Origin of the sequence: Brevibacillus reuszeri (genome assembly GCF_001187725.1) — a bacterium.
In the GTDB taxonomy this organism is placed as follows: domain Bacteria; phylum Bacillota; class Bacilli; order Brevibacillales; family Brevibacillaceae; genus Brevibacillus; species Brevibacillus reuszeri.
In genome coordinates this window covers 529,683-542,007 of the sequence record NZ_LGIQ01000005.1, presented here as the reverse complement: position 1 = coordinate 542,007, position 12,325 = coordinate 529,683, and the positions used below count along the sequence as shown (strand labels likewise).

General features: G+C 49.4%; 11 protein-coding genes. 5 read left to right on the top strand and 6 right to left on the bottom strand.

Annotated elements, in window-relative coordinates:
* Nucleotides 1-15: 15 nt before the first annotated feature.
* From ADS79_RS06100 to ADS79_RS06090, 3 genes are read right to left on the bottom strand one after another with little or no spacing between them, the layout of a single operon-like run.
* On the bottom strand, nucleotides 16-1,542 hold the full coding sequence (locus ADS79_RS06100) for an FGGY-family carbohydrate kinase (RefSeq protein WP_049737521.1): 1,527 nt from the start codon (nucleotides 1,540-1,542) through the stop codon (nucleotides 16-18).
* A gap of 18 nt (nucleotides 1,543-1,560) precedes the next feature.
* Nucleotides 1,561-2,598, bottom strand: coding sequence for a galactitol-1-phosphate 5-dehydrogenase (locus ADS79_RS06095; RefSeq protein WP_049737520.1), 1,038 nt, complete (start codon nucleotides 2,596-2,598; stop codon nucleotides 1,561-1,563).
* Nucleotides 2,595-3,566: a sugar-binding transcriptional regulator gene (locus ADS79_RS06090; protein WP_049737519.1), complete on the bottom strand. Its 972-nt coding sequence runs from the start codon at nucleotides 3,564-3,566 to the stop codon at nucleotides 2,595-2,597. The genes ADS79_RS06095 and ADS79_RS06090 overlap by 4 nt, the downstream gene beginning before the upstream one ends.
* Nucleotides 3,567-4,154: 588 nt before the next feature.
* Here ADS79_RS06090 and ADS79_RS06085 point away from each other — a divergent pair.
* Nucleotides 4,155-4,910, top strand: coding sequence for an MBL fold metallo-hydrolase (locus ADS79_RS06085; RefSeq protein ID WP_049737518.1), 756 nt, complete (start codon nucleotides 4,155-4,157; stop codon nucleotides 4,908-4,910).
* Between the two features lie 38 nt (nucleotides 4,911-4,948).
* On the opposite strand, the gene ADS79_RS06080 is transcribed toward ADS79_RS06085, so the two are convergent.
* Nucleotides 4,949-6,793 carry an ABC transporter ATP-binding protein gene (locus ADS79_RS06080; protein WP_049737517.1) on the bottom strand — a complete coding sequence of 615 codons (1,845 nt, stop codon included), beginning with the start codon at nucleotides 6,791-6,793 and terminating at the stop codon, nucleotides 4,949-4,951.
* 1 nt (nucleotide 6,794) lies between these two features.
* A complete protein-coding gene (locus tag ADS79_RS06075) occupies nucleotides 6,795-8,525 on the bottom strand; it encodes an ABC transporter ATP-binding protein (RefSeq protein ID WP_049737516.1) in 1,731 nt (576 codons plus the stop codon).
* A 157-nt stretch (nucleotides 8,526-8,682) separates the two neighbouring features.
* On the opposite strand from ADS79_RS06075, the gene ADS79_RS06070 reads away from it, so the two are divergent.
* From ADS79_RS06070 to def, 4 genes are all read left to right on the top strand, one after another.
* Nucleotides 8,683-8,994, top strand: coding sequence for an ArsR/SmtB family transcription factor (locus ADS79_RS06070; protein WP_049737515.1), 312 nt, complete (start codon nucleotides 8,683-8,685; stop codon nucleotides 8,992-8,994).
* A gap of 98 nt (nucleotides 8,995-9,092) precedes the next feature.
* Nucleotides 9,093-10,274 (top strand): MFS transporter, encoded by a 1,182-nt coding sequence (locus ADS79_RS06065; RefSeq protein ID WP_049737514.1) that lies wholly within the window; start codon nucleotides 9,093-9,095, stop codon nucleotides 10,272-10,274.
* Between the two features lie 286 nt (nucleotides 10,275-10,560).
* Entirely contained in the window at nucleotides 10,561-10,800 is a 240-nt protein-coding gene (locus tag ADS79_RS06055; protein ID WP_049737512.1) for a helix-turn-helix domain-containing protein, read from the top strand.
* Between the two features lie 22 nt (nucleotides 10,801-10,822).
* Nucleotides 10,823-11,341 carry a peptide deformylase gene (def, locus tag ADS79_RS06050; RefSeq protein WP_049737511.1) on the top strand — a complete coding sequence of 173 codons (519 nt, stop codon included), beginning with the start codon at nucleotides 10,823-10,825 and terminating at the stop codon, nucleotides 11,339-11,341.
* A 72-nt stretch (nucleotides 11,342-11,413) separates the two neighbouring features.
* Here def and ADS79_RS06045 read toward each other — a convergent pair whose 3' ends face one another.
* Entirely contained in the window at nucleotides 11,414-12,319 is a 906-nt protein-coding gene (locus ADS79_RS06045) for a hydroxymethylglutaryl-CoA lyase (RefSeq protein ID WP_049737510.1), read from the bottom strand.
* Nucleotides 12,320-12,325 lie beyond the last annotated feature (6 nt).

Here is a 12,325-nt window from a genome sequence, read left to right as displayed (position 1 = left end):
CTCAAGTCCCCTTTCTCAGGTGGTGCCAAGCTCCTTCATGATAGGAAAGAGTGCTTTATGCAAATCCAAATAGGTGGCAAAATATCGATTGTACTGTTCGTTGGCATCCTGCTGCGGTGTATACATACGGGCTTTTGCCGCATTGGTCTTGGCAGCTTCAGCCAGACTCGGATAATGACCCAATCCGTAGGTGGCGAGGATGGCTGCTCCCTTGCTGCCTGCCTCCGTTTCCTCCAGCGTCTCGATGACAAGCCCGGTCACATCACTTAAAATTTGCATCCAAAGCGCATTTTTGGTACCGCCCCCGCACGCGATGATTCGCGTAATCGGTACATTGGAGTCTGCAAAGGTAGAAATGATATTGCGTGTACCGTACGCGGTCGCTTCCAGGATCGCGCGGAAAATATGAAAACGTGTGTGAGCCAGGGTTAATCCGACCAATGAGCCTGTCGCATGCGGATTTCGATACGGTGTGCGATTGCCTTGCCAGCTGTCCATCATGACCAGCCCATCGCTGCCGGGTGCAATCTTTCCTGCTTCTGCAACCACTTCCTCGTACACCGCTCCGAGCTCGTCTGCCGGAACATGCGGGTAAAACTGCTGCAAAAACCAGGTCGTCAATGATCCGCAAGAGAGCTGTCCCCCCTCAATCAACCATTTATCAGGAAGGATGGCATTCTCATATGGCCCCCACAGCCCTTCGTGAAAGACTGGCTCCTCTGTATGAACCAGGTGAACAAAGCTCGTCCCCATTACCAGGCTCATGATTCCCGGTTCTACTGCACCAGCTCCGAGCATTCCGATGTGGGCATCGATCCCGCCTTGAAACACGGGAGTCCCAGCTGTGATGCCGAGCTTGGCAGCAGCTTCCTCGGTAATCTCTCCTACCTGACTGCCGACGGAAATCACTTCATCCGGCCACAGCTCGTGGTAATCGGGCAAACCGATTGCTTCATAAAAAGCTGGCGAAAATCCTTTGCCGCCCTGGTAGTTCCACTTGCAAACCGCGTTGCATTGCGAGGCTACCCATCTGTTCGTCATCCTGTAATTGATCCAGTCCAGCTGCTCCACAACTTTTGTTCCTGGTGTCAAAAAGCCATTTTCCTTGAGATAAAGCGCTTTGGCGACCATCCATTCTTCAGAAACCTTTCCTCCTGAATACCGAAGCACTTCTTTTACAATTGGATCTCTATTTTCATTGACTGCCGTTGCCTGCGCGACAGCCCTTTTATCCATCCACATGAGAGCTGGTGTTTGCGGTACGCCCTCTTTATCCGTAACCAACACGGTAGAGGAGGTCGCACATACCCCAATCCCTTTGATCCGGGAAAGTGAAACTGTTTTCGCTGCATCAGCCAGCAGCTCTGTCAGCGCTTCCCACCAGTGCTCCGGCTTTTGCTCCGCTCGCCCAGTGAGGGGGAAGTCCGTCGGATACGAGCTTTCCCCTCGCCAGACCAGCTTTCCATCTAGTGTGAACATGCTGACCTTCAATGCTTGTGTACCAAAATCGAAGCCAGCAACGATGCTATGATGATTGATCATGTTTTCTCCCCCCTTTGCTTAATTGGGCAGAAACATTATTTTATTGAATACCAGCTCTTTATTCTTAATCTTCTGAAACACCTCTGGCGCTTGATCAAGCTGGTAACGGTGCGAGATCAACGGTTCTGCTTTCAGCTTTCCTTCTGCCATCAGTTCAGCTGTAAACGACCACTCACGTCCCGGGAATGGATTGGAGAACGAATTCCATGAGCCAAACAGAGCAAGCTCATATCGCAAAACGTTGTTCATCGCTTCTTTACTCAGGGTCAATTCGCTGTTGGAAATACCGAGGAATACGATACGTCCTTGCTTGGCTGCTGCGCTTACCGCTTGGTTTTGTGCGATCGGGGACCCCGAGGTGTCGAGGATGAAATCTGCCCCGCCAGTTTGTGCAGCAATTTCGCTTGCCGGATCGCCCTTTAAGGAGTTGATCACGATGTCTGCTCCAAGCTCTTTTGCCAGCTCCAGCTTTTCATCGTGAATATCTACTGCGATCACCTGCTTTGCCCCGAGAACTTTGGCAAACTGAATCGCGAACAGCCCGATTGCTCCAAGACCAAACACTGCGACGGTATCTCCTGCCTTGCAGTTACCGCGCCACAATCCATGAATGGCGTTGGCTGCCGGATCGATCATCGCACCCGACTCGTAGGAAACGGAATCGCCGAGACGTATCAGATTTTCTTGCGTGACCTTGATGTAATGAGCCATCGCACCGTCTGTACGGGAGCCGTAGTAATTGTAGTCCTCACATAGGGAGTAATCGCCCTGCTTGCAGTATTTGCACTCATTGCAAGGAATCAGGGGAGCTACGGAAACCCGGTCACCTACTTGCCAGCCCGTTACCTCTGGACCGCACTTGGCAATTTGCCCTGCGAATTCATGTCCAAGTGTCAAGCCCTTGTAGTAAGCTCCTTTATACAACGCGCGTGGAATGTCCGATCCGCAGACCCCAACCGCTTTTACCTCAACGAGTACTTCACGCGCTCCGATTTCTGGTACGTCAATCTCTTCTACTTGCAAATTTCCAGGCTCATACAGTTTAACCGCTTTCATTTTTGCTGCACCTCCGCTGTTTGCACTTGATCATGCTGCTTGATTAATTCTCTTGCCGTGTTTTCATCGGTAAACAAAGTATTGAAATATTTGCCTCGCACTGCGCCAAGCACAGCCGGAACCTTTTCCTCTCCGCAAGCGATGGCAATCGTATGCTTCTTGCGGCGCAAATCCTCCAGCTGCAAGCCGATTGTCCGGTCGTTGAGCTGCTCGTCACTTATCGTTCCGTCGATGGAATAAAAACGGGAGCAAATATCGCCGACGGCCCCTTTTTGCAGCAGCTTGTCGTACTCGTCCTGTTTAAAGTAGCCTGCCAGATTCAGCACGGACTGATAAGAAGTACGACCGATTCCAAAGACCGCAATATTCGCTTCTCGCCCTACCGCCATAATTTCACGAATGCTTGAATCACTCATAAGAGCAGATGCAATCTCGCGTGAATCCAAAATGGTCGGTACAGACAAGGCATGCGGCTGTGCTTCAAATGCTTTCGCAAACTGATCGAGAATATTTGTCGCACCGGTTGAGAAAGCAGTTGTGCTGACTCCCCCGTTCAATTGCACCACACGAACATTTTTGCGCTTCGCTGACAACAGCTGCTTTGCTGCATACGTGAGACTATTCCCCCAGGAAATGCCAATCGTATCTCCGTCCGATACCAGCTCGTTTAAGTAATCACTGAGCAGCTTGCCCACATCTGTCAGAATAAAGGAGGGCTCAGGAATAATGACTGGAGCGACACAAACCTTCATAAGGTCAAACCGCTTTTTTAGCTCGTCTTCCAGATCATCAACTGACTCCAGTGGATACTGAATAGAAAAGGTGACAATTCCTTCCTGAATCGCCGCGTCCAAAATACGGCTGACAGTCGGGCGCGATATATTCTCCAACACCGCAATTTCTTGCTGGGTCAAACCTTTTTCGTAGTAAAGCTTGGCTACACGAATCATTTCTCTTTGGGAGTACATCATGTCCCTCCTTTCGTGAAATTTTGTTCACGCACTTGCACTTTGTTTCATTTCACACCTTGATTATAGCCAGCAGGGGTACATTACGCTACAGAATTTTACTAATCGTTAAAATATTGCACATAATTTCAATTTTGCCTATACGCAACTTTTTTATTTTCGCCGGTAACATTCTGTTAGACATGTGAAATTGAGCTATGCCACCGCTCGTTTTGCTGTCACTTCCACATGCTGAAAAGACCCTTGCGCAAACAAGGGCCAACGAGGTTATTTGTACTTCCTTCCTTGCTTACTTCTTCTGATGAGAAACAAGCTGCTCAACCAAGATCCAGCTGTCCCTCGATAGCAAACGGATCATAGTAATACATTTGATCAAAGGTCCCAAATACAGGTCAGAGACAATCCGCTTTGGCGTGACGGGTATTTAGATTTATTTTCCATGTCTACCATTGAATCTGACGCCCCTCTGCCAGGAGATTCTATGAATCGTAGACGAACATCTTTGAGCCTGACTTATGATCGTCCACTACACTTTCCAATTCGTGAATTATACTTTTATGTATCAACTTTGCCTATCAGGAGGTTTCTATGAACACCGTACACTTGCTTGAAATTGAATTTGAACACAATGGACAAAAACAAATCATCACACCCGTCCTGCTACATGACGAGCAGCATACCATTCTCATCGACTGTGGCTACCCGGATTTTCTCCCTCTCTTGGAAAAGGCAGCGCAGAAACATGGCATCTCTCTCCAATCGCTGACAGCTGTGATCGTCACCCATCACGACATGGACCATATTGGATCGCTCGCTGCCTTAAAGCGCACATATCCTCAGATCGAAATCATCGCGTATGAGTCGGAGGTTCCGTACCTTGCCGGAAGCAAAAAATCGCTGCGCATCGAGCAGGCGGAAGCAACTCTGGATAACCTCTCCCCTGAGGAAAAGCCGCATGCGGAAGCATTCATTCGCTTTCTGGAAACGATTGAGCCTGCCCATGTCGACAGGACTGTGACTCATCAAGAACAGTTGCCTTGGTGTGGCGGCATTGAGATCATCCATACGCCGGGTCATATGCCTGGTCATATCTCCCTGTATCTGCCTGCAAGCAAGACCATGATCACAGGTGATGCCGTTGTCGCCTCTTCTGGCAAGCTCGAAATTGCCAACCCCCAGTTTACAATGGATTTGGCAGCAGCCATTCGTTCCGTCCAGCTTTTACTTGATTACGACATCCAGCAGCTTATCTGCTATCATGGCGGATTGTTTGCGGGTGACGCCAGACCAGCGCTGCAACAGGTTATTCACATGTATACGACTGATGAACAGTCTGAAAAGTAAGCAAAAAAAACGGCTACCCAATGAGGTAGCCGTCTCTTTTATTCCGAAGCCGTCTGGATATTTTTAAACTGGTTAGAAAACAGCTGATAGTACGAGCCTTGCTGCTGCATCAGCGAATCATGGCTGCCTTTTTCAACGAGCTCGCCGCGTTCCACAACCATGATCGTATCTGCATCCCTGATCGTATTTAGCCTGTGGGCGATGACAAAGCTCGTTCGTCCTTGCATAATGCCAAGCAAAGCATCCTGAATGTGCAGCTCCGTACGCGTATCAATACTGCTGGTCGCCTCATCCAAAATCAAAAGGGATGGCTTGGCGAGAATTACGCGGGCAATCGCCAAAAGCTGTCGCTGCCCCTGGCTCAGATTGCCTCCATTCTCGGTCAAAAGCGTATCATATCGCTTGGGCAATCGATTAATAAACACATCCGCATTCGCAAGCGACGCCGCTGCTTCGATTTCGGCGTCCGTCGCATCTGGCTTGCCGTATTTAATATTTTCCTTGATCGTTCCGGAAAACAGGTACGTATCCTGCAAAACGAAACCAAAGCTTTTGCGCAAGCTATCCCGGGTGTACTCCCGAATATCTTTGCCATCCAAATAAATATTGCCAGCTGTCACATCATAGAACCGCGTCAACAGATTGACGATTGTCGTTTTGCCCGCGCCGGTTGGACCCACCAGAGCGGTTATGCTGCCTGCATCTGATTCAAAGCTGACATTTTTCAAAATTAGCTGATCGGGACGATAGCCAAAGCTGACATTATCAAAGACGACTTGTCCAGTGGGCTGTTCGAGCAAGGCAGCATCTGGCGCGTCATCCGGCTCCTCCCGCTCATCCAGCACTTCAAATACGCGCTCGGCTCCGGCAACACCGGATTGAAGAACGTTGAAAATACTGGCCAAATCATTCAGCGGACGAACGAACTGCCTGGAGTAGCTGAGAAAGCTGGCAATGATACCGACCGTGATAAGACCTTTGACCGCGAGCACGCCTCCAACGATGGCGACCATCGCAAAGCCGAGGTTATTGATCACGTTCAGGATCGGCATCAGAAAGCCTGACCAGATTTGCGCCTTCATTCCGATCTTGCAAAGTCGATCATTGATTTCGTCAAAATCCTCGATTGCTTTTTGCTCATGGTTAAATGCTTTCACGACCTCGATCCCGGAGATCGTCTCCTCAATGTGACCGTTGAGCTTGCCCAGCTCGACCTGCTGATTTTTGAACAGCACGCTCGTTCTTTTCGCGATCGACCGGGTCAGCAAAAACACCAAAGGAACCGTGATCAGGCAAGCGACAGTCAAAATCGGGGACAGCACAAGCATCATCACCAGGGAGCCTGTGAGAACAATTGCCCCTGACATAAGCTGCGTCGTCGATTGCGAGATCGAATTGCTGACGTTGTCGATATCATTGGTGAGGCGGCTCATCAGCTCCCCATGTGTGCGCGAATCAAAAAACGCGACGGGCAGCTTTTGCAGCTTTTTAAACAGCGCCTGTCTCATACTCGAAACGACACGCTGTGAAATGCCTGCGATCATCCAGCCTTGCAAAAACGTCAATGCCCCATCCAGGACATATGAGCTGAGCAGTGCCAGAATGATGATGGATAAAATGCTGAATCCTTCTTCGCTCCCCGTCATCGTATCAATCGCTTTTCCGATCAGATACGGGGCGGAGAGCATCAGCAGCGAATCTACCAAGACAATGAGGAAAACGAATGGCAAAAGCCGTTTTTCCTGACCAAATGCTTGCCAGAGCCTTTTTACGGTACCCAAAAAGTTTTTCGGCTTGCTTACAGGTCCTCGCGCTGCTCCATGCCCGAAGCCGCGACCAGGTCGGGTAGGAATCACAATCTGTTCCTTTTGCTCCTGTGCCATCCTATTTCACCTCCCTGCCAATTTGCGACTGAAAGATCTCCTGATACACCTTGCAGCGGTCCAGCAATGCCTCATGTGTCCCGATATCCACGACTTCTCCGTTGTCGACCACCACGATTTTGTCGGCATCCATGACAGAGGTGATCCGCTGTGCGATCAGGATGCAGGTAAGACCTTGCGCATAGGTTTTTAACGCTTCTTTTATTTTGCCTTCCGTCGCTACATCAACCGCACTCGTACTGTCATCGAGGATCAGGATTTCCGGATTTTTCACCAATGCCCTTGCAATAGAAAGGCGCTGCTTCTGACCACCGGAAAAATTGATTCCACCCTGCCCCACTCGGGTGTCGTAGCCCTCTGGCGTGGCGGCGATAAAATCGTGGGCCTGTGCCATCGTGGCCGCCTTTTCCACCTCTTCCAACGTCGCATCCTCTTTGCCCCAACGGATGTTGTCCATCACTGTTCCGGTAAACAGCGTCGTCTTTTGCGGCACGACAGCCATTTTTTCACGGAGCTTTTTCGGATCGATCTCGCAAACATCTTGTCCGTCGACACGAACCGTTCCGTCTGTCACATCGTAAAAGCGGGGAATCAATCCGACCAGACTGCTTTTACCCGATCCCGTCGATCCGATGATCCCGACGGTCTCTCCTGGCAAGCAAGTGAAGGAAATTTGCTTGAGAACAGGCTCTCCGTCCTTGCTTTCATAGGAAAAGCTGACGTTTTCAAAATCAATGCGGCCTTTCTCAGCACCCTCTTTCTGTGGGTGATTGAGCTTCCAGGTCATCTGGTTTTCCTCGGCGAAGACCTCACCGATACGACCAGAGGATGCTTTTGCTCGTACAAACATGTTGAACACCATCGAAATCAACATCAAGGAAAACAGGATTTGCGTCATGTAGTTGGTAAATGCAATGATGTGCCCGACCTGGATGCTGCCCTGCTCGACGCCCAGTCCACCCAGCCAAAGAACGGCAACGATCCCGAGATTGACTGTCAGCATAATCGCCGGACTGAATATGGACATGACACGCGTAGCGGATACGGATTTCTTTTGCAGCTCCTGGTTAGCCGTGGTAAACTTGCCAACCTCAAAATCAAAGCGGTTGAACGCCTTCACGACACGTACACCGGACAAATACTCGCGCATCGTTCCGTTCACCCGGTCAAGTGCTTGCTGGACCTTGAGAAAGAACGGAAACCCGATTTTCATATTCAAATAAATGAATAACCCTACGATCGGAACGACGATGGCGAGCACGATAGCCAGCTTGGCATTTAATTGCGTCGCCATGATCAGCCCCCCGATACACATCAGCGGGGCTTTGACAAAAATCCGCATCATCCCGTTCACAAAGACCTGGACCTGATTGACGTCATTTGTCAGGCGTGTTACTAGTGAAGCCTTGTCGAACTTGTTTAAATTATCGAAGGACAATGATTGCACTTTGGAAAACAAATCCGAGCGAAGCTGCGCCCCAAAATTTTGTGAGACATACGTAGCCAGAATGTTGCGCACCGAGGCAGCGACTGCTCCGATAGCCGTAATGAGCAGCATCAGTCCCCCTGTCCGAAGCACATAATCCATGTCCCGCTCCGCAACGCCAATGTCAATAATCCGTGACATGATGGTTGGCTGTAGAAGATCACACAATGCCTCAATCGTCAAAAAGATCATCGACACGGAAGCGATAAAGCCGTATTTCTTTATGTATTTCCGATAAAAATTCATTTGTTCACCTCATCCCTGTGCTGCTTTTCTCTCGTGAAGCTTCTAAGTACCACGATACCTCTTGATTTTTGAATTGTCACGTAGAGAAATATTTTAGTGGCAAGGCGGGTTTCACCACTGCATTTACAAATCTATAAAAATAGATATAATGACTCATATGGAACCTGCTCTGATTTATAAAGCACTGTCGAACGATACTCGCCGTCAAATCCTGGAATGGCTCAAAAATCCCGCAGAGTACTTTGATGATACACCGTATGTCCGGGAAGGAATCAGCTTTCAAACAGGGGTGTGCGTGAGCGATATTCAGATAAAATCAGGTCTGGCCCAATCCGTCATTTCAAGCTATTTGTGTACAATGCTAAATGCCGGATTGCTGGAATCAGAGCGTGTCGGAAAATGGACCTTTTACCGCCGCAACGAAAAGACCATACGCGAATTTGCTGCGTACATCCAAAACGACTTGTAAACATTCTATGGAGAAGGGAGGGTTTTTTTCTCTTTTCACATCTATTTATCTAGATATATAGTTTGTTGTATTTTAAGTGAACAGGAGACGATTTTGATATGACAACAAAAAATCCGTTGCTCATCTTGCTGCTGGCGCTGGGCGTGTTCGGTATCATCACCACCGAGATGGGCATCGTCGGGGTTCTTCCCCAAATCACACAAAAATTCCATGTATCGACGGCTGAAGCAGGCTTTTTGGTCAGTATTTTTGCCCTGGTCGTTGCGATCTCAGGACCTTTTTTGACGCTGCTGGCATCCAGCATCAACCGCAAAGTCATTCTTTTGACAGCCGTGCTGCTTTTTGCCATTTCAAATCTGGCCTATGCGTATACGACCTACTTTGAGATCATGCTCGCTTTTCGCATACTCCCTGCCCTGTTTCATCCCGTCTTTTTTTCTGTAGCGCTGGTGACGGCAGCGAGGCTGGTTCCACCCGAAAAGAGCGGTCAGGCAGTCACGCAGGTATTCGCTGGGATTACAGTCGGATTTGCTTTTGGTGTCCCGCTTACGTCTTATCTCGCTGAGACCATTTCTTTGGAAGCAGCCTTTCTGTTTAGCGCGGTGGTCAGCCTGATTGCCTTTGTGGGAATTCTCGCCTGGCTCCCGTCCATGCCGGTTTCGGAAAAAATGACGTATGGCAAGCAGCTTGGCATACTCCGCAATCCGCGTCTCTGGCTGCAGATCGCCTCGGTCGTCTTTATTTTTGCCGCGATGTTCTCTGTGTACAGCTACTTCGCCGAGTATTTGGGACAAGTCACGCAGATGAGTGGCTCGTGGATCAGTTTCATGCTGATGGCCTTTGGGGTGATCATGATTGCAGGGAATTTTTTGTTCGGAGGCATGCTGCAAAAAAGCCTGACGAAAACCGTTGCCGCCTATCCGCTGCTCTATGGGGCTGTGTACCTGATCGTATATTTGGCTGGTCCCTCGTTTTTGTGGATGACAGTTGTTGTGTTCCTTTGGGGAATCGTACATTCGGGGGGACTCGTTGTCAGTCAAGCGTGGCTGATGAAGGAAGCGAAAGAAGCCCCGGAATTTGGCAACAGCTTGTTCGTATCATTTTCTAATCTGGGTATCACGCTCGGCTCTTACGTCGGCGGCTGGTTCATCTCAGAATGGGGTGTGCATCAGCTCATTTGGAGCGGAGTCTTGTTTGCCGGATTCGCTTTTCTTACAATCGCGGCAGGAATCAAAGGCATTGGGATTAGTGGGCAAGCAGACAAACAAAACGCTTTATGATTCAGATGAAGCAAAACAACAAGCAAAAGACAGCATCATTCTCTGTGCTGTCTTTTCGTGTTTCTTCTATAATGATGATCCCTGTCGCTGCTCGGTAATTAGGCTGTACTCCACAACAGGTGAAGGCTACAGCAATCGATTTTAGCAACCAGCTGGAAAAGATGCCTGCTCTATCCTCCTCTTGCATTTTTCTATCGATCAGGTATATTAGGTATTACCTAATATAATTAGTCAACAACTAAATAACTAAGCATAAGATTAAACAGATGGAAAGGTGGGGTTTGGCATGCTGGTATGGATGCTGCGCAAGGTTATGGCTGACAGAGGCATCTGGTCTGGAGCCGCACTGGCTCGTTTGTTGAAGGAAAAAGCAGACTATGACATTTCAGCGCCATCGATCAGCGCATTGCTGAATGGACAGCCCAAACAGATGAAAGCTGATACGCTTGATGCGCTGTGTACCGCTCTGGAGTGCACCCCAAATGATCTGTGGGTTCATACTCGATCCAAATCAAAGGGCGCTTAAATAAACCACGCGGAGGATGGCTATGGCAGAAAAAACAATCGTTCCTTTTGGAGATCCGATTCTCCGAAAGGTCGCAAAACCGGTAGTAGATTTCAATGACAGGCTCGCCAAATTGGTAGATGATATGGTGGATACTTTGTACGCCGCAGAAGGCAGAGCAGGACTGGCCGCCCCTCAAATCGGAATTTTGAAAAGAGTTGTCGTCATGGATTGCGGGGACGGCTTGATTGAGCTGATTAATCCGGAAATTCTGGAGAGTTACGGCGAACAAATCGGCCCGGAAGCCTGTCTTTCTTTACCGGGGTATACCGGGATAGTCAAACGAACCAACTATGTCAAAATAAAGAGCAGCACGCGCACTGGGGATAGCTTTATTCTCGAAGCAGAAGAGTACCTGGCTCGCTGCATTCAGCATGAAATCGATCATTTAGACGGCATCCTCTACGTGGATCGCATCGAGGGCACCAGCTTTTATCACGACCGTTCCAAGCGAAAAGCAAACCTATTAGAAGTGCTACGGCTCACGAATCAAAACGTGTAAATCTTCATACTCCCACCTATAGGCACCAAAAAATCCACCTGATGACCAGAGTGGATTTTTTGGTCTTGCTATTTATACCTCCGTCTGACAAGCCTGCATACTATGACTTGGCAACGATCTCCCCATTTTGGGCTGGATGAAAAGAGCTGCCGCTTTCAATTTTTCGGCATCGACCCCTGTTTTCATCCCCATCCCATCCAGCATGTACAAGAGGTCATCGGTAGCCAGATTGCCAGATGCCCCTGGCGCATACGGACACCCGCCAAGACCGCCAACAGAGCTATCGAAGATCGACATGCCCATCTCGATGGATGTGAGGACATTCGCCACCGCCATGCCTCGTGTGTCGTGAAAATGCATCGCTAGCTGACCAGCATCAAAATGCTTGAGAAGCACCTCCAGCACGTCGTGTACTTGCCTTGGATTTGCTACCCCGATCGTATCGCCCAGCGATACCTCTCGGACGCCCATCTCGAACAAGGCTTCTGTGACACGGATGACATTCTCGACTGGAACCGCCCCCTCGAATGGACAGCCAAATACCGTCGAGACATACCCACGCACGCTTTTTCCAGCCGCCAGTGCTTCTCTCGCCGTTTCTCCGAGGATCGGCAGCGTCTCCTGAATCGACTTGTTAATATTGCTTTGGTTATGCCCTTCGCTGGCAGACAGAAAGATCGAAACCTCGTCTATATTGGCGGCAAGCGCCCTTTCCAGCCCACGAGCATTTGGTACCAATGCCGCATACGTTACGCCCGGTACCCGCTCAATGCCTTGTGCGACTTCTGCTGCATCCGCGAGCGCCGGAATCCACTTCGGATGGACAAAGGAAGTGATTTCAATATAGGACAAGCCAGAGTGCGACAACTGATTGATCCACGCGATTTTGTCTTGGGTATCCACAAAGACCGATTCATTTTGCAAGCCATCTCGTGGTCCCACTTCCTTGATGCAAATCGATCTCGGTTCGATCCTCACGTTTTC

Bases quoted from the DNA above. Each gene is read 5' to 3' on its own strand.
- ADS79_RS06090 (WP_049737519.1), bottom strand. From the start codon at position 3,566: ATGTACTCCCAAAGAGAAATGATTCGTGTAGCCAAGCTTTACTACGAA.
- def (WP_049737511.1), top strand. From the start codon at position 10,823: ATGGCAGAAAAAACAATCGTTCCTTTTGGAGATCCGATTCTCCGAAAG.
- ADS79_RS06075 (WP_049737516.1), bottom strand. From the start codon at position 8,525: ATGAATTTTTATCGGAAATACATAAAGAAATACGGCTTTATCGCTTCC.
- ADS79_RS06080 (WP_049737517.1), bottom strand. From the start codon at position 6,793: ATGGCACAGGAGCAAAAGGAACAGATTGTGATTCCTACCCGACCTGGT.
- ADS79_RS06085 (WP_049737518.1), top strand. From the start codon at position 4,155: ATGAACACCGTACACTTGCTTGAAATTGAATTTGAACACAATGGACAA.
- ADS79_RS06070 (WP_049737515.1), top strand. From the start codon at position 8,683: ATGGAACCTGCTCTGATTTATAAAGCACTGTCGAACGATACTCGCCGT.
- ADS79_RS06100 (WP_049737521.1), bottom strand. From the start codon at position 1,542: ATGATCAATCATCATAGCATCGTTGCTGGCTTCGATTTTGGTACACAA.
- ADS79_RS06095 (WP_049737520.1), bottom strand. From the start codon at position 2,598: ATGAAAGCGGTTAAACTGTATGAGCCTGGAAATTTGCAAGTAGAAGAG.
- ADS79_RS06065 (WP_049737514.1), top strand. From the start codon at position 9,093: ATGACAACAAAAAATCCGTTGCTCATCTTGCTGCTGGCGCTGGGCGTG.
- ADS79_RS06055 (WP_049737512.1), top strand. From the start codon at position 10,561: ATGCTGGTATGGATGCTGCGCAAGGTTATGGCTGACAGAGGCATCTGG.